General features: G+C 66.2%; 23 protein-coding genes. 3 read left to right on the top strand and 20 right to left on the bottom strand.

All coding sequences use genetic code 11. The features are described from left to right. Positions 1-172: 172 nt before the first annotated feature. The 9 genes from QZ951_RS18860 to bioB form a co-directional block, all read right to left on the bottom strand. Positions 173-1,060, bottom strand: coding sequence for a cytochrome c oxidase subunit 3 (locus QZ951_RS18860; protein WP_293003449.1), 888 nt, complete (start codon positions 1,058-1,060; stop codon positions 173-175). A gap of 17 nt (positions 1,061-1,077) precedes the next feature. Next, positions 1,078-1,659 carry a cytochrome c oxidase assembly protein gene (locus QZ951_RS18855; protein ID WP_293003447.1) on the bottom strand — a complete coding sequence of 194 codons (582 nt, stop codon included), beginning with the start codon at positions 1,657-1,659 and terminating at the stop codon, positions 1,078-1,080. Between the two features lie 10 nt (positions 1,660-1,669). Beyond that, a complete protein-coding gene (locus tag QZ951_RS18850) occupies positions 1,670-1,795 on the bottom strand; it encodes a hypothetical protein (protein WP_293003445.1) in 126 nt (41 codons plus the stop codon). Positions 1,796-1,812: 17 nt separating this feature from the next. Next, positions 1,813-3,453, bottom strand: coding sequence for a cytochrome c oxidase subunit I (gene ctaD / locus QZ951_RS18845; protein WP_293003442.1), 1,641 nt, complete (start codon positions 3,451-3,453; stop codon positions 1,813-1,815). A gap of 52 nt (positions 3,454-3,505) precedes the next feature. Then, positions 3,506-4,801, bottom strand: a complete 1,296-nt coding sequence (gene coxB / locus QZ951_RS18840) for a cytochrome c oxidase subunit II (RefSeq protein ID WP_293003440.1) — start codon at positions 4,799-4,801, stop codon at positions 3,506-3,508. A gap of 36 nt (positions 4,802-4,837) precedes the next feature. Next, positions 4,838-5,356 (bottom strand): DUF2244 domain-containing protein, encoded by a 519-nt coding sequence (locus QZ951_RS18835; RefSeq protein WP_293003437.1) that lies wholly within the window; start codon positions 5,354-5,356, stop codon positions 4,838-4,840. A 208-nt stretch (positions 5,357-5,564) separates the two neighbouring features. Beyond that, positions 5,565-6,239: a dethiobiotin synthase gene (bioD, locus tag QZ951_RS18830; RefSeq protein ID WP_293003434.1), complete on the bottom strand. Its 675-nt coding sequence runs from the start codon at positions 6,237-6,239 to the stop codon at positions 5,565-5,567. Between the two features lie 4 nt (positions 6,240-6,243). Further along, a complete protein-coding gene (gene bioF, locus QZ951_RS18825) occupies positions 6,244-7,455 on the bottom strand; it encodes an 8-amino-7-oxononanoate synthase (RefSeq protein WP_293003432.1) in 1,212 nt (403 codons plus the stop codon). Next, positions 7,452-8,489 (bottom strand): biotin synthase BioB, encoded by a 1,038-nt coding sequence (bioB, locus tag QZ951_RS18820; protein WP_366943989.1) that lies wholly within the window; start codon positions 8,487-8,489, stop codon positions 7,452-7,454. The genes bioF and bioB overlap by 4 nt, the downstream gene beginning before the upstream one ends. Before the next feature lie 74 nt (positions 8,490-8,563). On the opposite strand from bioB, the gene QZ951_RS18815 reads away from it, so the two are divergent. Then, complete coding sequence (locus QZ951_RS18815; RefSeq protein WP_293003429.1) at positions 8,564-9,298, top strand: ComF family protein; 735 nt, start codon at positions 8,564-8,566, stop codon at positions 9,296-9,298. 4 nt (positions 9,299-9,302) lie between these two features. Here the strand turns inward: QZ951_RS18815 and QZ951_RS18810 are convergent, their stop codons facing one another. The 11 genes from QZ951_RS18810 to QZ951_RS18760 all read right to left on the bottom strand — a co-directional run bounded on the left by QZ951_RS18810 (position 9,303) and on the right by QZ951_RS18760 (position 19,769). Next, on the bottom strand, positions 9,303-10,190 hold the full coding sequence (locus QZ951_RS18810) for an alpha/beta hydrolase (protein WP_293003427.1): 888 nt from the start codon (positions 10,188-10,190) through the stop codon (positions 9,303-9,305). A 10-nt stretch (positions 10,191-10,200) separates the two neighbouring features. Then, on the bottom strand, positions 10,201-11,097 hold the full coding sequence (ubiA, locus tag QZ951_RS18805) for a 4-hydroxybenzoate octaprenyltransferase (RefSeq protein ID WP_293003425.1): 897 nt from the start codon (positions 11,095-11,097) through the stop codon (positions 10,201-10,203). A 4-nt stretch (positions 11,098-11,101) separates the two neighbouring features. Continuing rightward, complete coding sequence (locus tag QZ951_RS18800; protein ID WP_293003423.1) at positions 11,102-11,557, bottom strand: DMT family transporter; 456 nt, start codon at positions 11,555-11,557, stop codon at positions 11,102-11,104. 120 nt (positions 11,558-11,677) lie between these two features. After that, positions 11,678-13,774, bottom strand: coding sequence for an ATP-dependent DNA helicase RecG (gene recG / locus QZ951_RS18795; RefSeq protein ID WP_293003421.1), 2,097 nt, complete (start codon positions 13,772-13,774; stop codon positions 11,678-11,680). A gap of 51 nt (positions 13,775-13,825) precedes the next feature. Beyond that, the gene (locus tag QZ951_RS18790; RefSeq protein WP_293003419.1) at positions 13,826-14,149 is read right to left on the bottom strand and encodes a hypothetical protein; all 324 of its coding nucleotides are present in this window, start codon (positions 14,147-14,149) and stop codon (positions 13,826-13,828) included. A gap of 4 nt (positions 14,150-14,153) precedes the next feature. Beyond that, on the bottom strand, positions 14,154-14,537 hold the full coding sequence (locus QZ951_RS18785; protein ID WP_293003416.1) for a RidA family protein: 384 nt from the start codon (positions 14,535-14,537) through the stop codon (positions 14,154-14,156). 117 nt (positions 14,538-14,654) lie between these two features. Then, positions 14,655-15,482 (bottom strand): sulfite exporter TauE/SafE family protein, encoded by an 828-nt coding sequence (locus QZ951_RS18780; protein ID WP_293003414.1) that lies wholly within the window; start codon positions 15,480-15,482, stop codon positions 14,655-14,657. Positions 15,483-15,527: 45 nt separating this feature from the next. Further along, positions 15,528-17,726, bottom strand: a complete 2,199-nt coding sequence (locus QZ951_RS18775) for a bifunctional (p)ppGpp synthetase/guanosine-3',5'-bis(diphosphate) 3'-pyrophosphohydrolase (RefSeq protein ID WP_293003412.1) — start codon at positions 17,724-17,726, stop codon at positions 15,528-15,530. 145 nt (positions 17,727-17,871) lie between these two features. Beyond that, a complete protein-coding gene (gene rpoZ / locus QZ951_RS18770; RefSeq protein ID WP_293003410.1) occupies positions 17,872-18,135 on the bottom strand; it encodes a DNA-directed RNA polymerase subunit omega in 264 nt (87 codons plus the stop codon). An 86-nt stretch (positions 18,136-18,221) separates the two neighbouring features. Continuing rightward, positions 18,222-18,851, bottom strand: coding sequence for a guanylate kinase (gmk, locus tag QZ951_RS18765; protein ID WP_366943990.1), 630 nt, complete (start codon positions 18,849-18,851; stop codon positions 18,222-18,224). A gap of 60 nt (positions 18,852-18,911) precedes the next feature. Then, entirely contained in the window at positions 18,912-19,769 is an 858-nt protein-coding gene (locus QZ951_RS18760) for a YicC/YloC family endoribonuclease (protein ID WP_293003486.1), read from the bottom strand. Positions 19,770-19,805: 36 nt separating this feature from the next. Here QZ951_RS18760 and QZ951_RS18755 point away from each other — a divergent pair, with 36 nt between their 5' ends. Together QZ951_RS18755 and QZ951_RS18750 are read left to right on the top strand one after the other, a co-directional pair. Beyond that, entirely contained in the window at positions 19,806-20,603 is a 798-nt protein-coding gene (locus QZ951_RS18755; RefSeq protein ID WP_293003406.1) for a glutaminyl-peptide cyclotransferase, read from the top strand. A gap of 110 nt (positions 20,604-20,713) precedes the next feature. Next, positions 20,714-21,910: an acyl-CoA dehydrogenase family protein gene (locus QZ951_RS18750; protein ID WP_293003404.1), complete on the top strand. Its 1,197-nt coding sequence runs from the start codon at positions 20,714-20,716 to the stop codon at positions 21,908-21,910. The last annotated feature ends 330 nt before the right edge of the window (positions 21,911-22,240 follow it).

Below are 22,240 nucleotides of genomic sequence, written 5' to 3'. Positions count from 1 at the left end.
CGCGTGATGGACTTCTGAATCCCGGCGACGTTCCATTGCCTCAGCCGATGGCGCGACGACCGTTCGGCTGATGTGACTCGCCCCAACCCATGACAAAAAGCCCGACCGCGAGGCCGGGCTTTTTGGCTTTTCACGCATCGACGAGGAATCGCCGATGCGGGTGACGTCTAGATCAGAGGATGTAGACGAAGATGAACAGGCCGAGCCAGACCACGTCGACGAAGTGCCAGTACCACGCCACGCCTTCGAAGCCGAAGTGGCTGTCCGGCTTGAAGTGACCCGACATCAGGCGGCCGGTGACGGCGATCATCATGATCGTGCCCAGCGTCACGTGCATGCCGTGGAAACCGGTCAGCATGAAGAACGTCGAGCCGTAGATGCCGGAGCCGAGCGTGAGGTTCAGCTCGTGGTAGGCCTCGATGTACTCGGTGACCTGGAAGTACAGGAACACGCAGCCGAGCGCGATGGTCGCCCACATCCACAGGATCGTCGCGAGGCGGTGCCCTTCCTTCAGCGCATGATGCGCGAAGGTGATCGTGATCGACGAGGTCAGCAGCAGCAACGTGTTGATCAGCGGCAGATGCCACGGCGAAATGGTCTTGAACTCGCCGCCGATGCCGGCCGGGCCGTTGGTCGGCCAGACATTCTCGAACGCCGGCCACAGGAACTCGTTGGTCAGCACCCGCGACCCTTCGCCCGACAGCCACGGCACCGACAGTTCGCGCGCGTAGTACAGCGCGCCGAAGAAGGCACCGAAGAACATCACTTCCGAGAAGATGAACCAGCTCATCCCCATGCGGTAGGTGCGGTCGACCTGGGCGCTGTACTTGCCGGATTCGCTTTCCAGCGCAACGCCGCGGAACCAGGTGAACACGATGTAGAAGAACAGCGCGCCGCCGATCACGAACGGAATCGGACCCGGGTGACGCTCTTCGAGGTACATGCTGACGCTGTACAGGATCGTGCCGAGCGCAATCGTCAGCAGGAACGGCCAGACACTCGGGTCCGGAACGAAATAACGACGGTTGTCGGAGTGGCTTTCAGCGGCGTGGGTCGCCATGACGATTTCCTGGTTGACTAGCTTTTCGGTGCAGGTTGCTGCTTGACGGGATCGATCTTGCCGTTGGCCAGCGCGGTCGCGTCAAAGAACGTGTACGACAGGGTGACGGTTTCGACGTCGGCCGGCAGCTCCGGGTCGATCATGAAGCGCACCGGCATGCGCTTTTCCTCATTGGCCGCGAACGGCTGCTGGTTGAAGCAGAAGCATTCGGTCTTGCGCAGATGCCGGGCCGCGTTCCACGGCGCCACGCTCGGCACGGCCTGACCGACCACGGCCTCGTCGCGCTCGTTGCGGGCGGTGAAGTTCACCGTGTACAGCTTGCCCGGGTGAACCTCGATCGTCGGCTGCTCGGCGTGAAAGCTGAACACGCGTCCACCGTTGACCGTGGTCACGAACTCGACCTTCACGGTCCGCGTGGCGTCCTCGCGCTCGACCACATCCTTGGCCGACACCAGCATCGCGGTGTCCTTGCCGTTCAGATTGGTCAGCTGGCACAGCGCGTTGTACATCGGCACCAGCGCAAAACCGAAGCAGAACATGCCGCCGACCACGATCAGCCATTTCCAGCTGCCGCGACGATTTTCGGTGGGCGTGCTCATCGTCGATCGATCAGCGCGACGCGATCGACAGCACGAAACCCGCGTAGAAGCCGACCGCAATCAGGCCCAGCACAATGGCCAGACGGAAATTGCGACGGCGTTCTGCGGTGTCGGGCTTGGGAGCCACGGCGCTCATCGATTCCGGATCGGCGTTCAGTGCGTCGCCGCAGGCTCATCGCCCACGTGCGGCGGATCTTCGAACGTGTGGTACGGCGCCGGCGAGGCGACCGTCCATTCCAGACCCTTCGCGCCTTCCCACACCTGGCCGGTGGCCGGCTCCATGCCCTTGCGGAACAGGGCGCAGCGCAGGAAGTTGTAGATCATGATGAACTGGACGACGAAGTAGCCGAACGCACCGATGGTCGACAGCTCGTTGAAGTCCGTGAACTGCACGGCGTAGTCCGGGATGCGGCGCGGCATGCCGGCCAGACCGACGAAATGCTGCGGGAAGAACGTGATGTTGATGAAGATCGCGCTCAGCCAGAAGTGCCACTTGCCGAGCGTTTCGCTGTACATCACGCCGGTCCACTTCGGAATCCAGTAGTAGATGGCGCCGATGATCGAGAAGATCGCGCCCGGCACCAGCACGTAATGGAAGTGGGCCACCACGAAGTAGCTGTTGTGGTACTGGAAGTCGACCGGCGCGAGCGCCAGCATGATTCCCGAGAAGCCGCCGATGGTGAACAGGAACACGAAGCCGATCGCGAACAGCATCGGCGTTTCGAAGGTCATCGAACCGCGCCACATCGTGGCCAGCCAGTTGAACACCTTCACGCCGGTCGGCACCGCGATCAGCATCGTCGAGAACATGAAGAACAGTTCGCCGGCCAGCGGGATGCCGACGGTGAACATGTGGTGCGCCCAGACGATGAACGACAGGAACGCGATCGAGGCCACGGCGTAGACCATCGAGTCATAGCCGAACAGCTGCTTGCGGGCGAAGGTCGGGATGATCGTCGAGACGATGCCGAACGCCGGCAGGATCATGATGTAGACCTCCGGATGGCCGAAGAACCAGAAGATGTGTTCGAACATCACCGGGTCGCCGCCGCCAGCCGCGTTGAAGAAGCTGGTGCCGAAATACTTGTCGGTCAGCAGCATGGTCACGGCACCGGCGAGCACCGGCATGACCGCGATCAGCAGGTAGGCGGTGATCAGCCAGGTCCAGACGAACAGCGGCATCTTCAGCAGGGTCATGCCCGGTGCGCGCATGTTCATGATCGTGACGACGATGTTGATCGCGCCGGTGATCGACGAGATGCCGAGCATGTGGATCGCGAAGATCGTCAGCGGGAACGAGGCACCACCCTGGAGCACCAGCGGCGGATACAGCGTCCAGCCGCCGGCAGGGCCACCGCCCGGCAGGAACAGCGACGACAGCAGCATCGTGAACGCGAACGGCAAGATCCAGAAGCCCCAGTTGTTCACGCGCGGCAGCGCGAGGTCGGAGCAGCCGATCATCATCGGCACCATCCAGTTCGCCAGGCCGACGAACGCCGGCATGACGCCGCCGAAGATCATGACCAGCGCGTGCAGCGTGATCATCTGGTTGTAGAACTCGGGGTCGATGAACTGCAGACCCGGCTGGAACAGTTCCGCACGGATGATCAGCGACATGACGCCGCCGATGAAGAACATGATGAACGAGAACCACAGGTACAAGGTCCCGAGGTCCTTGTGGTTCGTGGTCTTGATCCAGCGCATCACGCCCTTGTCGGGACCATGATGGTGATCATGGTCGTGGGCATGGTCGTGCCCGTGACTATGGTCGTGATGCGAGTGCGTGTTGGCCATGACTCTCTACTCCGGGCAATGCGAAATCTGGATGTTGTCGGGCGCGCGAAACTCAGCGCAGCTTCGCGACCTGTTCGGCGGAGGCGGCGTCGCCGACCTTGTTGCCGAACGAGTTGCGGGTGTAGGTGACGACGGCGGCGATGTCGGCATCCTTCAGGCGAGCGAACGGCGGCATCGCGTTCTTGCCGTTCAGTACCTGCTTGATCTGAGCATCGATCGGGCCCGCGACGACCGCCGACCCGATCAGGCTCGGGAAGGTCGGTGCCAGCCCGGCGCCGGTCGCCTGATGGCAGGCCATGCAGTTGACCTTGTACACCTTCTCGCCACGGGCGATCAGTTCTTCCTTCGTCGCCGGTGCCGCGGCAGCCGCCGGGGCGGGCGCGGCCGCGGTGTCGGCCGCAGCCAGCTGCACCGGCTTGGCATCGACGACGGCGTCGGTCGCCGTGGTGGCGGCAGCGGCCACCTCGAGCTTCGCCGGAAGCGCGGCGGCCGGCGTCGGCGCAGCCGCCGGTTCTGCGGCCGGAGCGGCAGCGTCGCCACCCTTCTTGGCGGCGAGCCAGGCGGCGTAGTCGGTTTCCGACTTCGCTTCGATCACGATCGGCATGAAGCCGTGGTCGCGGCCGCACAGCACGGTGCAGCCGCCGCGGTAAACGCCCGGCTCGTTGATCTTGGTCCACATCTCGTTGATGAAGCCCGGGATCGCGTCCTTCTTGATCGCGAGGTCGGGCACCCACCAGCCATGGATGACGTCGTTCGCGGTCAGCAGGAAGCGAACCTTCTTGCCGACCGGCACCACGAGGTAGTTGTCGACGTTGCGCAGGTAGTTCGGGACCGTCTTCGGGTCGATGCCGGAGCCGAGCTGGCGGGCTTCGTTCGACTTCTCGTCCAGGGTCGAGAAGAAGCTGACGTTTTCGCCGACGTATTCGTACTGCCACTTCCACTGGTAGCCGGTGATCTTCACCGTCATGTCGGCGTTGCGCGTGTCGTACTGCTTGATCAGCGTGCCGGCGGCCGGCACGGCGAGCCCGATCAGGATCAGGAACGGCACGATCGTCCAGATGATCTCGACCGTGGTCGAGTGGTGGAACGTTGCCGGCACCGGGTTCTTCGAACGGCGGTGCGCGAACACCGAATAGAACATCACGCCGAACACGACGACGGCGATCGCCACGCAAACCCAGAACGCCGCCATGTGCAGGTTGAACACTTCATGGCTGATGTCGGTCACGCCTTTCGGCAGGTTCCAGTACGCGTTCTCGACAGTGTCCGGCGTTGCGGCGTGCGCCGCGAAACTGCCGGCGAGACCGGTCAGTGCGAGGCCGCGAAGGCCACGAATCAGGTTCGACATATCCACTCCAGCCCCAGAAGGTCCACCAAGAAGAATTCAGATGCCGTTCGGCGATTCGCTTTCTGCCGCGTCCTGCGGCACCGCTGCCCAACCGGCCAGCACCAGCTCGCGCAATCGTGCTGCAAGCCGTTCCCGGTCCTCGTCCGTGAGGCACCGCCCCAATGTCAGTCGCCGGCCGCCGTTGCTCAGCACCAGCCGCGTCGGATCGTTCCGATTGACGCCCGTTTCCAGCAGCACCCGGGTCGACGAGCGGGGCCATTCCGTCACCAGACGCGCCCCTTCACCCGCCATGCCGCACTCCACCCGCAGCTCCCGGTCGCTGAAGCTGATCACTTCGCGGTACCGGTTGCGCCGCAGGCTGACATGCAGCGCCACACCCAGCGCGCCCAGTTCGAGACCGGCGAACGGCAGGATCGGCCACAGCCCGATTGCCGCAAAAGCACCCGCGATGGCCAGCGATACCACCGCCATCACGACCATGAACGTCACGGCCATGCGCGTGTCCATCGACGCGTTCGGCCCGATCACGACTTGGGTGTTGCGCGGATTGGTCACTGCACGTTCCACCAGCGGGCCGGAAGATGCCGGGCGTTCAGCGGGCGGATTGTAGTGGATGAAGCGGTCGCCGCAAAGCCTTGTCTTTCCAGCGTTCCGCACGCAGACAAGGGCTTTTGATTGGTCACTCCTATCGGCTTCCCCGTGCCGAAACCCGCGATGTCACACCGCCGGTACTCGCCCGGTGTCACGCGGGCTGGACGACGCGTCAAAGCCGGGACAGAAGCGCCTTCAAATCGAAGCCGTCAGCGCCATCCGGCTCGCCGTGCGGCGGCAGGATCGCGATCCGCGGCGCCGGCAACCGCTGGTCGAGCGCGGCGACGTTGTCGCGCCACTCGGCCTGTTCCGGCGGCAGACGATTGCCGACCCACCCGACCAGCGGGACACGCCGCGCGATCGATTCGGCACTGAGCAGCGCGTGATTGATGCAGCCCAGCCGCAGGCCGACGACCAAAAGCACCGGCCAGTGATGGCGCGACACCCAGCCGGCCATCGAGTCGCGCTCGTTCAGCGGTACCCGCCAACCGCCGGCGCCTTCGATCACCAGCACCTCGCACTGCGCGACCAGCCGCTCGACAGCGACATCGAGCACGGCGGTATCGATGGTGACGCCGTCGGCGATGGCGGCGAGATGCGGCGCGATCGGCTGCGCCAGCGCATAAGGGTTGACGTCGGCGTACGGCCAATCGCGGCCGGAAGCAGCGATCAGCGCCAGCGCGTCGTCATTGCGCAGGCCATCGGCCGTCCGCTCGCAGCCGCTGGCCACCGGCTTCATGACACCGACGACAAGCCCCTGCGCGCGCAGCGCCCGGACCAGCGCACAGGCCGCATGGGTTTTGCCGACACCGGTATCGGTGCCGGTGACCAACAGGATTTTCGCCACGCGCTCAGGCCATCGGTTCGGGCACGGGATTCTGGACCGTGGCAGCGCCGAAACATTCCGCGATCGCGGCGCGCAGCTGCTCGATCAGGTCGTCGATCTGCGCCGGCGTGTGCGCGGCCGACAGGGTCAGTCGCAGCCGCGAGGTGCCGGCCGGCACCGTCGGCGGCCGGATCGCGGCGACCCAGTAGCCGCGCTGGTACAGGCTGCGCGACAGCGCCATCGCCGCCGCCGCATCGCCGACGATCAGCGGCTGGATCGGCGTGTCCGACGCCATCACGGTGATCGGCAGGTCCGGGCCGAGTGCCGCCATGCCGGCGCGGAAGCGGGCGATGTTCGCGTGCAACCGCTGCCGGTGCTCGGGTTCGCTGCGGATGATCCGGAGCGCGGCGCGGGCAGCGGCGGCGATCGCCGGTGGCGGTGCCGTCGAGAACACCCAGGTCCGCGCCCGCTGGATCAGGTACTCGATCAGCGGCTCGGACCCGGCCACGAAGGCCCCGGCTGCGCCGAGGCTCTTGCCGAGCGTGGCCACGTACACGTCGGCGTCGGTCGCGATGCCGCGGCCGTCGTCGCCGATCACGCCGAAGCCGTGCGCATCGTCGACGATCAGGCTGGCACTGTGGCGCTGCGCCAGCGCGGACAGCGCATCGACGTCGGCGATGTCGCCATCCATGCTGAACACGGAGTCGGTGACGATGCCGATCTCGCCGCCGGCATCGCGCGCCAGTCGCAGTTCGGTCTCGACCGCGGCCAGGTCGCCATGCGGATAGCGGCCGTAGCGCGCGCCGGCCAGCCGCGCGCCATCGATCAGGCTGGCGTGGTTCAGTTCGTCGCAGACCAGCGTGTCGCCCTTGCCGAACAGCGCCCGCAAGGTGCCGAGATTGGCCGCCCAGCCGCTGGAGAACAGCAGCACGCGCGGCCGGCCGATGAACTCGGCCAGTTCCTCTTCCAGCGCCCGATGCTCGCCGTTGTAGCCGGACACCAGCGCCGCCGCGCCACTGCCGGTGCCGGTACGCCCCAGCGCGACGCGCGCCGCTTCGGCCACGCGCGGGTCGGATGCGAGGCCCAGATAATCGTTGCTGCAGAAGTTGATGCAGCGCCGGCCGCCGACGGTCAGATCGACGCCATGGCTGCCGTCGACCGCCCGGCGCACGCGATACAGGTCGGCGGCGCGCAGCCGCTCCAGCTCGCCGCGCAGCCGGGTGTCGAGCGGGCTCAAGCCTCGCAGCCCACGGCCACTTCCTGGGTCGCGCGGACGTCCGGGTGAATGCCGAGCTTCGCGAACAGCGCGCGATCGCGCTCGTTCTGCGGGTTGTGCGTGGTCAGCAGCCGCTCGCCGTAGAAGATCGAATTGGCGCCGGCGAGGAAGCACAGCGCCTGCGTCTCGTCGGACATCTGCGTGCGGCCGGCCGACAGGCGCACATAGCTCTGCGGCATCAGGATGCGGGCGACGGCGATGGTGCGGACGAAGTCGAGCGGATCCAGCGGCGCGGCATCGGCCAGCGGCGTGCCGCCGACGGCGACCAGTTCATTGATCGGCACGGATTCCGGATGTGCCGGCAGGTTGGCCAGCGCCCGCAGGAATTCGACGCGGTCGGTCTCCGACTCGCCCATGCCGACGATGCCGCCACAGCAGACCTTCAGGCCGGCTTCGCGGACATTGGCGAGCGTTTCGAGACGATCCTCGTAGGTGCGGGTCGAGATGATCTCGCCGTAGTACTCCGGCGAGGTGTCGAGATTGTGGTTGTAGTAGTCGAGGCCGGCGCTCGCCAGATCCTGCGCCTGCGCCGGCTTCAGCATGCCGAGCGTGACGCAGGTTTCCAGCCCCAGCGCCTTCACTTCGCGGACCATCTCGGACACCTTCTCGATGTCCTTGTCCTTCGGCGAGCGCCACGCCGCGCCCATGCAGAAGCGGGTCGCGCCGTTGGCCTTGGCTTCCTCGGCCGCCTTCACGACCTCGGCCAGCGGCATCAGCTTCTCGGCCTTGAGCCCGGTATCGAAGCGCGCGCTCTGCGGGCAATACGCGCAGTCTTCCGGACAGGCACCCGTCTTGATCGACAGCAGGGTGGACAACTGCACGGCATTCGGGTCGAAATGCAGGCGATGAACACTCTGCGCACGGAAGAGCAGATCGCTGAACGGCAGCGCGAACAGCGCTTCGACATCGGCGCGCGTCCAGTCATGGCGGCGATCGTCCGCGTTCGGGCGAATCGCAGGCTTCGAGGACGGGGCGACGCTGGCAGCAGCCTGCATGACGGGATTCCGGGAATCGTGGGGAAGCGGCAGTTTTCCGCCGGCATGGCAGGGCTGTCAACCGTGAGCCGGCGATGATGGTTGACGTCTCCGCCTGGCGCCGGCAGCTCGCGAGCGGCCTGCGCCGCTGGATCGTGCCGTCGGCCTGCCTGCTGTGCCACGGCGCGCTCGAACGGGATGCCGAGCGCGGCGGCCCGATCTGCGCCGGCTGCCGCGCCGGCCTGCCGTGGAACGACGTCGCGTGCCCCGCCTGCGCACTGCCGATGCGGGGCGCTGACGTACACCTGTGCGCGCGCTGCTCGGCCGAACCGCCGCCGCAGGATTCAGCACTTTCGGCGTTCCGCTACGAAACGCCGATCAGTCAGGCGATCTTCGGCCTGAAGTACCACGCGCAGTTCCGCCAATCGCGCTGGCTCGGGGAGGAAATCGCCCGGCGGGTCGCCGCGCGGCCGGCGCCGATGCCCGAATTGCTGATCCCGGTGCCGCTGCATGCGAGCCGTCTGCGCCAGCGCGGCTACAACCAGGCGCTGGAACTGGCCCGTGGCATCACGCGCCGCCTCGCGATCCCGATCGACGCGCACTGCGCGGTGCGCACCCGCGCCACCGCCGATCAGATCGGCCAGGGCGCGGTCGCGAGGCATCGGGAAGTGCGCGGCGCATTCGCGGTCGATGGCCGCGTGGCCGGCCTGCACATCGCGCTGGTCGACGACGTGATGACGACCGGCAGCACCGTCAACGAACTCGCGAAAGCCTGCCGCGAAGCGGGTGCCGCCCGGATCGAGGTCTGGACGGCGGCGCGGGTGGCGTGAGCCTTCAGCGATCCCGCAGATGCCGGTCGAGGAAATCGGCGCCGCGCTGCACAGCGGCGCCGTCCATCAGAAAGGTCAGGATGTGGCCGAGGCCGCGCAGCACGTAGAGCTCGTTCGGCACGCCGGCGGCATCGAGCGCGGCCTTGTAGTCGGTGGCCTGATCGAACGGCACCAGCGTGTCCCAGCTGCCGTGGTACAGGAACACCGGCGGATCGCCGGCCGACACGTACGCGGCGGGTGACGACTCGCGGAACGCGACCGACTGCTCGGTCCAGGTCTCGCCGAGGAACTTCGGCACGATGGTGCCGCCGTGGAACTTGCGCAGGTCCGACGGAATGCCGCCGGCGATGACGACGGACACTCGCGCATCCTCGCGGTACAGCCGGTCACCGGGACCGATGCCGCCGAGCAGTGCCGCGAGATGGGCGCCCGCGGAATAGCCCCAGGCGCCGATGCGGGCCGGATCGACCTTGTAGCGCTCGGCATTGCCGCGCAGCCAGCGCACGGCCTGCTGCACGTCGACGATCTGCGCCGGGAAGATCGAGTCCGGCGCCAGCCGATAGGTGACGTTCACCGCGACGTAGCCGCGCTTCGCCACCCGCGCGGCGATGCCTTCGACCTGCTTGCGGTCGCCGCTGCTCCAGGCGCCGCCGTGGATCACCAGCACCGCCGGCCAGCGCCCGCCGGCCGGTGGCTCGCCGTTCGGCACGTAGACATCGGCCAGCAGCGATTTCGGCCAGTTCGGCGGGGTGAACAGCTGATCCCGCTGGATGGTGTAGCTGCGCTCGACGCGGGCCGGCGCCGGAACGTCCGGCTTGCCGATGTGCCGGGCACAGCCGGACGTCAGGACAGCGACCGGCAGCAGCGTGGTCGACAGCATTCTCAGGATCATGGCGGAGCGTTCACGAAGTCAGATGAGCGACGAGCAGGCCGATGAAGACCAGCGCGCCAAAACGATTGTTCTGCAGAAAGGCCGAAAAGCACGCCGCCCGGTCCCGATGCCGCACCTGCCACTGCTGATGCACCGCCGCCAGCCCGGCCAGCGCCAGCCCGGCGAAGTACGCGCCGTTCAGGCCGGCCCGCAGCCCGGCCAGCGCCAGCAGCAGCAGCGACACCCCATGCAGCAGCCCGACGATCAGCCGATCCGCGGATCCGAACAGGATCGCGCTCGATTTCACGCCGATCTTCAGGTCGTCCTCGCGGTCGACCATCGCGTACAGCGTGTCGTAGGCGATCACCCAGGCGAGGTTCGCGGCCATCAGCAGGCCGGCCATCGTCCAGTCCACGGAGCCTGTTACGGCTGCGAACGCCATCGGGATGCCCCACGAGAACGCGATCCCGAGATGCGCCTGCGGCAGGCTGTGGAAACGCTTGGCGAACGGATAGCTCGCCGCCAGCGCCGCGGCCGGCACCGACAGGCCCAGCGCCAGCGCATTCAGCGGCGCGGCCACGGCCAACGCCAGCAGCGCCAGTACCGCGAACAGCACCAGCGCTTCCCGCGGCGACACGCGACCGGCGGCAATCGGCCGGTGCTTCGTGCGTTCCACGTGGCCATCGAAGTTGCGATCGGCGAAATCGTTGATGACGCAGCCGGCACTGCGCATCAGCACGGTGCCGGCGACGAAGATCAGCAGCAGGTGCAGCGGCGGCGTGCCGTCGGCGGCGAACCACAGCGCCCACAGCGTGGGCCAGAGCAGCAGATAGATGCCGACCGGCTTGTCGAGCCGCATCAGTCGGGCGTAATCCAGCAGCTTGCCGTCGCCGGATTGCGGAGCCGGCGTTTTCTCGCGGGACGCCATCAGCCTAGAACTTCCGGATCAGGATCACGCCGGCCACGATCAGGGCCGCACCGAGCACCCGCCACGGGTTGATCGCGTGCTGCGCCACGCCCAGCCAGCCGAAGTGGTCCAGCGCCAGGGACATCGCCAGCTGCCCGGCGACGATCAGCCCGAACGTCAGTGCCACGCCGAGCATCGGCGGCAGCCAGATGCTCATGATCAGGTAACCCACGCCGAGCGTGCCGCCGGCGACCCACAGATACCACGGCACCGCCGCCACATTCGCCGGCCACGGCGTGCGCAGCAGCAGCACGATGGCAAGCAACAACAGCGTGCCGGCCGAGAACGATACGAGCCCTGCCGCGAACGGACTGCCGAGCAGCCCGCGCAGCTGCCCATTGAGCACGGCCTGAAACGGCAGCACGGCACCGGCGGCGAGCGCCAGCAGCATCGGGATCAAGACCAGAACCGGGGATTTCATCGCGCCATTGTGCCAGCGGCGATCGACGGGACTGCGACAGCGGCGTGCCGACCGCGTCGAATCGGCTCCCGATCAGCCTGCGATGCGCTCGCTTGCGACGCTCATCGAGCGAATGAGCCGCTAGACCTGCGCATAGCGCTCGGCATCGCCGATCCAGCGCGCGATCATCCGGCGCGCCTCCTTCGGCGTCTTCAGCCACCAGTCGTCCGCCAGCTTCTGCAGCGGCGGGATCAGCGCCGAATCGCGCACCGGGTCCGCGATCTTGAGGCCGATCAGGCCCGTCTGGCGCCGGCCGAGCAGTTCGCCCGGGCCGCGCAGTTCCAGATCCTTCTGGGCGATGACGAAGCCGTCGGTCGTGGTGCGCATCACTTCGAGCCGCGCCTTCGAACCTTCGCCGAGCGGGCCCTGGTACATCAGCAGGCACTGGCTGGCGGTGGCGCCGCGACCGACGCGGCCGCGCAACTGATGCAGCTGCGAAAGCCCCAGACGCTCGGCATTGTCGATGATCATGATGCTGGCGTTCGGCACGTCGACCCCGACTTCGATCACCGTCGTCGCCACCAGCAGTTGTGTGGCACCACTCTGGAACGCGCGCATCTGCGCTTCCTTTTCCGCCGGCTTCAGTCGCCCGTGGACCAGGCCGACGCGCAGCTCCGGCAGTTCCTCGCGCAGCTGGCGATAGGTTTCCTCCGCCGCCTGCGCCTGCAATTCGGAGTTTTCCTCGATCAAGGTGCAGACCCAGTAGGCCTGCCGCCCCTGCCGGCAGGCTTCGCCGATGCGCAGCAGCACGTCGTGACGGCGCTCGTTCGAGACCACGACGGTCTGCACCGGCGTGCGGCCGGGCGGCAGTTCGTCGATCACCGAGACATCGAGATCGGCGTAGATGGTCTGCGCCAGCGTCCGCGGAATCGGAGTGGCCGACATGATCAGCTGATGCGGCGTGACGCCGGCCGGGCCCTTGTCGCGCAGTGCCAGCCGCTGGCCCACGCCGAAGCGGTGCTGCTCGTCGACGACGATCATCGCCAGCCGCTTGAACGCCATGTCGCCCTGAAACAGCGCATGGGTGCCGACCCAGACCTTGACCTCGCCGCTCGCCGCGCGGCGCAGCGCCTCGTCACGTTCGGATTTCTTCATCTTGCCGAGCAGCAGGCCGACCTCGACCCTGAGCGGGTTCAGCCACGCGGCGAGCGTCCGGGCGTGCTGCTCGACCAGCAGCTCGGTCGGTGCCATCAGCACCGACTGCAGGCCGACCTGCGCGCAGCCGAGCATCGCCGCCGCCGCGACCACGGTCTTGCCGGAACCGACATCGCCCTGGATCAGCCGCAACATCGGCTTGCCGGCCGACAGGTCATGGGCGATGTCGCCGATCACGCGGCGCTGGGCGCCGGTCATCACGAACGGCAGCCGGCCCTGCAGTTGCGCGGTCGCGGCCAGCACCGCCTCGATCCGCGCGCCGGGTGCGGCCTTGGTCTGCTTGCGCAAGAGCCGCATGCACAGCTGATGCGCCAGCAATTCCTCGCGCACCAGCCGGATCTGGGCTGGATGACGGTCGAGCAGCAGATCGCCCAGATCGCGGCCATCCGGCTCGTGCAGCGTGCGCAGCGCGGCCAGCGTGGCCGGGCCGCCGAGGCCGGGAAAATCGGCGGTGAAGTCCGGGTCCGCCTGCGCCACGGCCAGCGCCTGCTGGATCAGCGCGCGCACACGGGTTTGGGTGATGCCGGTGGTCAGACCGTAGATCGGCGTGAGGCGGTCCTCCGGCGGCAGTTCGGCGGCGGAATCCGCCACGCGATATTCGGGATGGACCATCTCCGCGCCGTTCGGCGTGATCCGCCCGGTGCCGAACGCACGGACCCAGCGGTTTTCGACCAGTGCCGCCTTCTGCACCTCGTTGAAGTGGAAGAAGCGCAGCACCATGCTGCTGCGGCCGTCGTCGATCACCACGCGCAGCCAGCGCTTGGCGCCGAAGCGCACCTCGGTCGACACCACGCGGCCGCAGACCAGCGCTTCCTCGCCGTTGCGAACCTCGGCAATCGGCAGGATCCGGCGGCGATCCTCGTAGCGCGTCGGCAGATGCAAAAGCAGATCGCCGACCCGCTCCAGCCCCAGCGGTTTCAGCTTCATCGCCACCGCCGGGCCGGCTCCCTTGAGGAAGGTCAGCTCGGTGGCGAGGGTCAGCGGCGGCTTCTTGCCTTTCGGCCTGTCGCTGCGGACGTTCATGTCCGGCGCGACTTTGCGGTCGCGGGATCGAACGATGTGCGCAAGACGACCTCAATCATCGAAATGCACGTTGCACGATGAGCAAACGCGATAGGGGCGGTACTGCGGAAAGCTGTGCAGACCTGCGGGACATCGCATGTAGATCGAGTGCCCGACCAACGTCCAGCCGAAGAAGAGGATGTTTCCGATCGCGAAGACCGCCGCAAGCCCGTTCTTCCCGAAAATGACGCGGGCTTCCCAACCGCCGATCACCAGCATGACGACGATGGTCAAGCCGACCTGCCAGACGCGACGCTTGCGCAGGCGCAGTTCGGCGTTTTGCGCCGGTGTTGCGCGCTTCACGGCATCACGCTCGGGCGTTGCGGAACCAGCCACCGGGTTATTCGAGCACCACCACCGCATCCGCCTCGATCCTCGACCCACGCGGCAGTGCCGCCACGCCGATCGCCGCGCGCGCCGGGAACGGCTGCACGAAGTACTGGCTCATGATTTCGTTGACCTTCGCGAAGTGGCCGAGATCGGTCAGGAAGATGTTGAGCTTGGCGATGTCCTTGAGGCCACCACCGCAGGCCACGGCAACGGCCTGCAGGTTCTTGAAGACCTGATGGATCTCGTCTTCGATCGTGGCGTTGGTCAGGGTCATCGTCTTCGGATCGAGCGGAATCTGGCCCGACAGATAGGCGGTGTTGCCGATCTTCACCGCCTGCGAATAGGTGCCAATGGCGGCTGGGGCGTCGTCGGTGTGGATGATTTCGCAGGTCATGATGGTCTCGTGCGTGAATGGCGGACGACGCGCGGCGCGCCATTCGGGCGGCACCGGGTCCGACGGGTGGGAGGATGCGGGGAACACTAGCGCGGTTGCCGCGCCCCACGCCAGCGTTCAGATCAGGCCGAGCGCCTTCACGGTTAGGCCGCTCGCGATCACCAGCACCAGCACGGCAAAACCGGATTGCAGCGCCGGGCCGGCGATCTTCGGCGCCAGCACGCGGCCGCCGCCCATGCCGAGCATCGCGCCACCGACGAACGGCACGCCCACCGCCACCGGGATCACGGCGCCGTGGGCCAGCGCACCGATTGCCGCACCGGTCGACACCAGCGCGATCACCATCAGCGAGGTCGCCACCGCGCCGTGCATCGTCAGTTCGGTGGCCTTGCGCAGCGCCGGCACGATGATGAAGCCACCGCCCACGCCGAGCAGGCCGGACAGGACGCCGGTCATCGCGCCGGTGCTGGCGAGTGCGGCCGCGCACGGTGAATTCCAGCGAATGCGGCCAGATTCCGGATTGACTCGGCACACGGCGTTGCGGGCATCACCGCCATCGAGCCGCGCGGCGACGATGCGCGTCTCCTCCGGCATTCGTCGCGCCTGCAGCAGCAACCGGACCGCCACCAGAGCCAGCACGGCCGAGAACAGGATCGACAGCACCGACGCCGGCAGACGGTGCGCGGCAGCAACGCCGATCGGCGTCGTCAGCCAGCCGACGATCACCATCAGAGTCGCCGCGCGATAACGGACGAGGTTCTGCCGCCAGGCCGTGACCGCACCGATGGTGGCCGCCATCGCGACCGCGAGCAGCGCCACGGGGGCGGCCTGCGGCAGGGTCCAGCCGAGCGTCACCATCAGCAGCGGCACCGCGATGATCGAACCACCGGCACCGGTCAGACCGAGCACAATGCCGACGAATGCGCCGAGCAGCAGCGTCACCATGACAGACGGATCACCGAAAGATGGCTGGGTTGGGGCATGCCGCGCTCAGACGCGCGTGACGCGCTGCACCGGCTCAAGCCGGCGCAGGCGACGCAGCACGCGCGCGAAGTGCACGCGATCGCGCACGGTGATCACGAAGCGCATTTCGAGTGCGGCATCGCCGCCATCGCGTTCCGGCATCTGCACGTTCTCGATGCCGGAACCGGCGCTTGCGATCTCGCCGGCCACCGTCGCCAGCAGGCCGCGCCGGTTTTCGGCCTTGAGCTTGATCTCGGCCAGGAAATCGCCCTGCACGCTCGGCGCCCAGATCAGCGGCACGCGCTCCTGCGCGGCCCCCTTGCGGGCCGACACGTGCTTGCATTCCAGACGATGGACGACGATACCGCGGCCGATCGAGACATAGCCGCAGATCTCGTCGCCCGGAATCGGGTGGCAGCACTTGGCGTAGTCGATGACCAGGCCTTCGGTACCTTCCACCGCCAGCGGCACCGATTCGCCCGGCGTCGTCGTCTGGTTCGGGTCGGGCAGGAAGTGACGCGCGACCAGCGGCGCCAGCCGGCTGCCGCTGCCGATCGACACGTAGAGGTCTTCGATGTCCTGCAGGCCGAACGCCTTCAGCACGGCACCGGTCGATTCCTCCTTCAGCACCGACAGCGGCACGTTCAGTTCGCGCAGCGCGATCTCCAGCAGGCGGCGGCCGAGACGAATCGCTTCGTCCTCGCGCTGGTTCTTCAGGAAATTGCGGATGTGCTGCCGCGCCTTGACCGTCTTGACGTAGTTCAGCCAGGCCGCGTTCGGCCGCGCGTGGCGGGCGGTGATGATCTCGATGGTCTGGCCGTTCTTCAGCACCGTGTTCAGCGGTTCCAGCTGCTGATCGACGCGGGCGGCGACGCAGTGATCGCCCAGTTCGGTATGGACCGAGTAGGCGAAGTCGACCGCCGTGGAACCGCGCGGCAGCTGCCGGATCTGGCCCTTCGGCGTGAACACGTAGACCTCGTCCGGGAACAGGTCGACCTTGACGTTCTCGATGAATTCGAGCGGCGCGGCACCGGTCTGGGACTCGAACAGGTTGCCGAGCCATTCCCGCGCGCGGTTCTGCGGCTGGGTCTGCGAATCGTTGCGGCCCGACGCGGCCTTGCCCGGATTCTTGCCATCGAGCTTGTATTGCCAGTGCGCCGCGATGCCGTTTTCGGCGATGTGGTGCATGTCGCGCGTGCGGATCTGCACCTCGATCTTGCGGCCCTGCGGCCCGATGCAGGTCGTGTGCAGGCTCTGGTAGCCGTTGACCTTCGGATTCGCGATGAAGTCGTTGAACAGCTCGGAAATCGGCCGGTAGGCGTGATGCACCACGCCGAGCGCGCGGTAGCAGTCATCGACCTTCGAGACGAGGATGCGGAAGCCGAGCAGGTCCATCACGTCGAGAAAGCGCAGGCGCTTGCGCTGCATCTTTTCGTAGATGCCGTACAGGTTCTTCTGCCGGCCGACGACGCTGGCGCCGATACCCTCTTCCTTCAGCGCGCGTTCGAGCTTGTGCTCGATTTCCTTGATCAGCCCCTTGGTGTCGCCGAGGCGGTCATTGACCGCCTTCTGGAACACCTCGTAGCGGTTCGGGTAGAGATTCTGGAAGCTCAGGTCTTCCAGTTCCTGGCGCAAGGTGTTGATGCCGAGGCGCTGCGCGATCGGCGCGTAGATTTCCAGCGTTTCGAGCGACACGCGGCGGCGCTTGGCCGGCTCCACGCCTTCGAGCGTGCGGACGTTGTGCAGGCGATCGGCGAGCTTGACGAGGATCACGCGCAGGTCCTGCGCCATCGCCAGCAGCAGCTTGCGCACGCTTTCGGCCTGGCGCTCGGCGCGCGACATGCCTTCGACCTTCTGGAACTTCGACACGCCGTCGACCAGTTCGGCGACATCGCGCCCGAAAAGCCGCGCGATCTCGTCCTTGCCGACCGGCGTGTCCTCGATCACGTCATGCAGGATCGCCGCGCATAGCGTCGTGGCGTCGAGCCGCATCTCGGCGAGGATGCGGGCCACGGCTAGCGGGTGGTAGATGTACGGCTCGCCGGACTGGCGGGCCTGACCGGCATGCATGCGCGCACCGAACTCGTAGGCGCGGCGCACCTCGGAGATCTGCGGCGCCGGCAGGTATTCGTCGAGGATGCGGATCAGGGCATCGATGCCGTACTCGCGCGCCACCCGCTGCGTGCGAATGGCCGTGCCGATACGCGAGATGACCGGAATATCCATGGACCGAGTATAGACGCGGGCCACGCGGATTCGGACGATGGACTTTCGGTTGTCGACAGCCGAAGCACCGGCTGTCGCTGCGGAAGCGGCCGGGCACAAAAAAGGAGCCTTGCGGCTCCTTTTTGCTTACACGATGTCGATCGGCTTACAGATCGAAGCTCGGGTCCAGCGCTTCGAGTTCCATCTTCGGCTGCTGAATGGCCGGCAGATCGGCTTCCTGCAGCACGCCGGTGTCGATGTAGCCGTGCGCGATTTCCTTCAGGCTCAGCACGGTCGACTTGTGGTTGCCCCACGGCAGCTTCGCTTCGGCGCCACGCGCGAGCTGGCGGGCGCGCTTGGCAGCGACCAGCGTCAGTTCGAACTGGTTCGGGATGCGGTCCAGACAATCTTCAACGGTCACTCGTGCCATGGGCGATGCTCGTGTGCTGCGGGGGAGCCGCGAATTATAGCGGCGGCGCGAAATCCGTGCCAGCGGCCTCGATCCGGCGCTGCCTGTCAAGCGTTCAGCAGGTTGTCGATCAAGGCTTCGTGACGCGCCTGCTGGGTTGCGCCGCGCAGGCGGCGGGCGATGAAGATCGCCGCCATCTCGTCCAACGCCCGCTCGAAGTTGCGGTTGACCAGCAGGTAGTCGTACTCGGCGTGATGCGCCATCTCGGTTCTGGCGGCGCGCATCCGCGCGGCGATGACATCGTCATTGTCGGTGCCGCGCGCCCGAAGGCGACGTTCGAGCTCGATCGACGATGGCGGCAGGATGAACACGCTCTGCACGTCCGAGCGCCGCGCGCGGATCTGCCGCGCGCCCTGCCAGTCGATGTCGAGGATGACGTCGATGCCCTGACCCAGCAGCTGCTTGGTCCGGCTCAGGCCGGTTCCGTAATGCTTGCCGAAGACTTCGGCATGCTCGAGGAAATCGCCGTGCTCGACCATCGCGGCGAACGTCGGTTCGTCGACGAAGTGGTAATGGACGCCGTCTTCCTCGCCGGAACGCGGCGCACGCGTGGTGTACGAGACCGAAATCTCCGCCGGCCAGCCCTGATCCTTCAGGCGCGGCACCAGCGCGCGGGTCAGGCTGGTCTTGCCGCCGCCGCTGGGGGCGGAAACGATCCACAGCGTGCCGGGAATCAGGGTTTCATCCATGACGGGTCTCGGCGGCGGTGTGGCAGGCGATGGCTGGGGCGTTGCGGCTCATTCGATGTTCTGAACCTGCTCGCGCATCTGTTCGATGATGACTTTCATCTCGACCGCGCACCGGGTCATTTCGGCGTCCTGCGATTTCGACGACAACGTGTTCGCTTCGCGATTCAGTTCCTGCATCAGGAAATCGAGCCGGCGTCCGACCGCTTCGTCGCGCGCGAGCGTGTCGCGCACTTCGACGAAGTGGCTGGCCAGTCGCGACAGCTCTTCATCGACATCCAGACGCTGCGCGGCCATCGCCGCTTCCTGCGCCAGACGCGCGGGTTCGACGTCGACACCGAGATCGGCAATCTTTGCGCGCAGGCGTTCGAGCCAGGCGTCGCGCACCTGCGGGGCGCGCAGGCGCACGCGGTCGACCAGCACCGCCATCGCATCGAGCCGTTCGATCAGGTAAGCCTGCGTGCGCTCGCCTTCGCGGCTGCGGGTGCTGGTGAAATCGTCGAGCGCCGCCGCGAACAGCAGGCTCGCCTCGGCCAGCGGCGCAGCGATTTCCGGCGTGTGCTCCTGCTTGACCACACCGGGCCACGCGAGCACCTGGATCGGGTCCGGTGCCGCCGAGGTCCGCAATTGCGCGGACACCTGCTCGATCGCCGCAAGCACGGCCGACAGGCGTTCGCCATCGATCTGAAGAGCGCCCGCAGCGACGCCGTCGCGACTGAACCGGAGTCCTGCCTCGACCTTGCCGCGGCCGATGCGCTGCGTGGCAAGCGCGCGGAGCTCGTTCTCGAGGCTGCGGAACTCCTCCGGCAACTTGAGCTGGAGTTCGAGATACCGGTGGTTGACCGAGCGCAGTTCCCAGCTCAGTCGCCCGGCAGGGCCCAGTTGTTCAACACGGGCGTAGCCCGTCATGCTGCGGATCATTTCAGGCGTTTCTCGGGGCGGGCGATGCGGATTGTACTGGCGCTGGCGTGCTGGGTGGGTTGGGCGGCGCACGCGGCCGCGCCGCCAACGCTGTCATATCGCGTGATTGCCGAGCATCGGCACGCGCTGATGTCGTTCACGCAAGGCCTCGTCATCGTTGACGGCCAGCTGATCGAAGGTACCGGACTCTACGGCGAGTCACGCCTGAGCCTGTTCGAGCTGCCAGGCCTCCGTCCCCTTCGATCGACCTCGCTGGATCCGGGCGAGTTCGGCGAAGGTGTCGCCGTGACGCCGACACGCATCTTCCAGCTGACGTGGCAGAGCCGCCGCGCCTATGTCTATGACCGCAAGCTGCAGAAACTGGGCAGCTTTCCGCTCACCAGCGACGGCTGGGGTCTCGCGTACGACGGCAAGCGCCTGATTCGCAGCGATGGTTCGTCGCGGCTTCAGTTCCTCGACCCTGAACGGTATGTCGAGACTGGACACGTCGTGGTTCGGGAGGGTTCGATCGAAGTCGATCAGATCAATGAACTCGAATGGGTCGATGGCCGGCTGTACGCCAATCTGTGGCAGACCGATCGCATCGCCGTGATCGATCCGGTTTCAGGCCAGATCATGGCTTGGCTGGATTTGACTGGCCTTGCCGAACGTTTCGAAAAGTCATCGAACTGGAACGCACGGGATTACGTGCTGAACGGCATCGCATTCGACGAACGCACCGGCCATTTCTGGATCACGGGAAAGTACTGGCCGCTGCTGTTCGAGATCGCGGTCGATCTGACGCCGCTGAAGCGCAATGTGGTGACGCCGCCGCGTCGGTGATTCTCATCGGAAATGACCATTTCCGTACTGCGGGATTCTGCGGCGTGCTGTTTACGCAGTTGCGGTGCAAATGCTATAGCTAACGGAAATTCCGAGGCGAGGCACGAGTAATGATTCTTTCCCATGAGCACAAGGAGCTGTATCGGCAAGTTCGCAGTTTTGTCGACAAGGAACTGAATCCGAACATCGCCGAATGGGAAAAGGCGGGCATCTGGCCGGCACATGAAGTGCTGAAGAAGATGGGCAATCTCGGCCTGCTCGGCATTGCCAAGCCGGAAGCGTATGGCGGTCAGGGCCTCGACTACTCGTATGAGGTGGTCTTCGCGCAGGCGCTTGGCAACTGCAACAACGGCTCGCTTCCGATGGCGATCGGCGTCCAGACCGATATGGCAACGCCGGCGCTGGCGCGTTTCGGATCGGATGATCTGCGGAAGGAATATCTGGCGCCTGCGATTGCCGGTGACGTCGTCGTGTCGGTCGCGGTGTCGGAAGCCGGCGCTGGATCCGACGTCGCCAGCATCAAGACGACGGCGCGCAAGGAAGGCGGCGATTACGTCATCAATGGCTCGAAGATGTGGATCACCAACGGCACGCAGTCCGACTGGGCCTGCGTGCTGGTCAACACGTCAGACGGCAAGGCGCATCAAAACAAGTCACTGATTGTCGTGCCGATGGACGCGGTCGGCGTCGATCGCAAGACCCGGCTCGACAAGCTCGGCATGCGGTCCAGCGACACCGCCATGATCTTTCTCGACAACGTTCGGGTGCCGCAGCGCAACCTGATCGGGCAGGAAGGCATGGGTTTCATGTATCAGATGCTGCAGTTTCAGGAGGAACGCCTGTATGCCGCCGCGTGCGGCATCGACGGCTTCACCAACCTGATCAACGAAACGATCGAGTACACGCGGCAGCGGCACGCGTTCGGCCAGCCGCTGATCGACAACCAGTACATCCATTTCCGCATGGCGGAATTGAAGACAGAGGTTGAAGCCCTGAAGGCCATGGTCTATCAGGCGACCGAGGAGTACGTGGCGGGTCGCGATGCGACGATGCTCGCTTCGATGTGCAAGCTCAAGGTCGGACGACTCGGTCGCGAATTGACCGATACCTGCCTCCAGTACTGGGGCGGCCAGGGCTACATGTGGGACAACAACGTGTCGCGCGCATATCGAGACTCACGCCTGACCTCGATCGGCGGCGGCGCCGACGAGATCATGCTCGGAATCATCTGCAAGCTGATGAACATCTTGCCCGGCAAGAAGAAGACGGCCGGGACAGCAGCCGAGCAGGCGACTGCGGAAGTTTGATCGGGACGGGTGTCGGCCAGCGTGTGGGTGAACACTTCGCTCCGCTGTCCTGCCCCCCGTAGGCCGTCGATTGTTGTCATGAGCGCCGGCTTTGAACGGATGGCATTGGACGCAATCCGTTCTCAAGCTTGTTAACTCGAGCTGATGCTGTCGCTGCGCTGGCTGAATCTTCGTTGCAACTGATCTCAACGGTCCACCGAGGGCGTTGGATCTGGCGAGATAGGCAATAAAAAACCCCAGACCGGCTGAACCGATCTGGGGTGTTTTATTTGGAGCCTGGCAGTGTCCTACTCTCGCATGGTCTTAGCCACACTACCATCGGCGCTGAGC

Source organism: Nevskia sp. (assembly GCF_021732705.1).
Taxonomy (GTDB): Bacteria; Pseudomonadota; Gammaproteobacteria; order Nevskiales; family Nevskiaceae; genus Nevskia.
The sequence above is the reverse complement of the archived record's forward strand: the minus strand, read 5'-3'. Positions and strand labels throughout refer to the sequence as shown.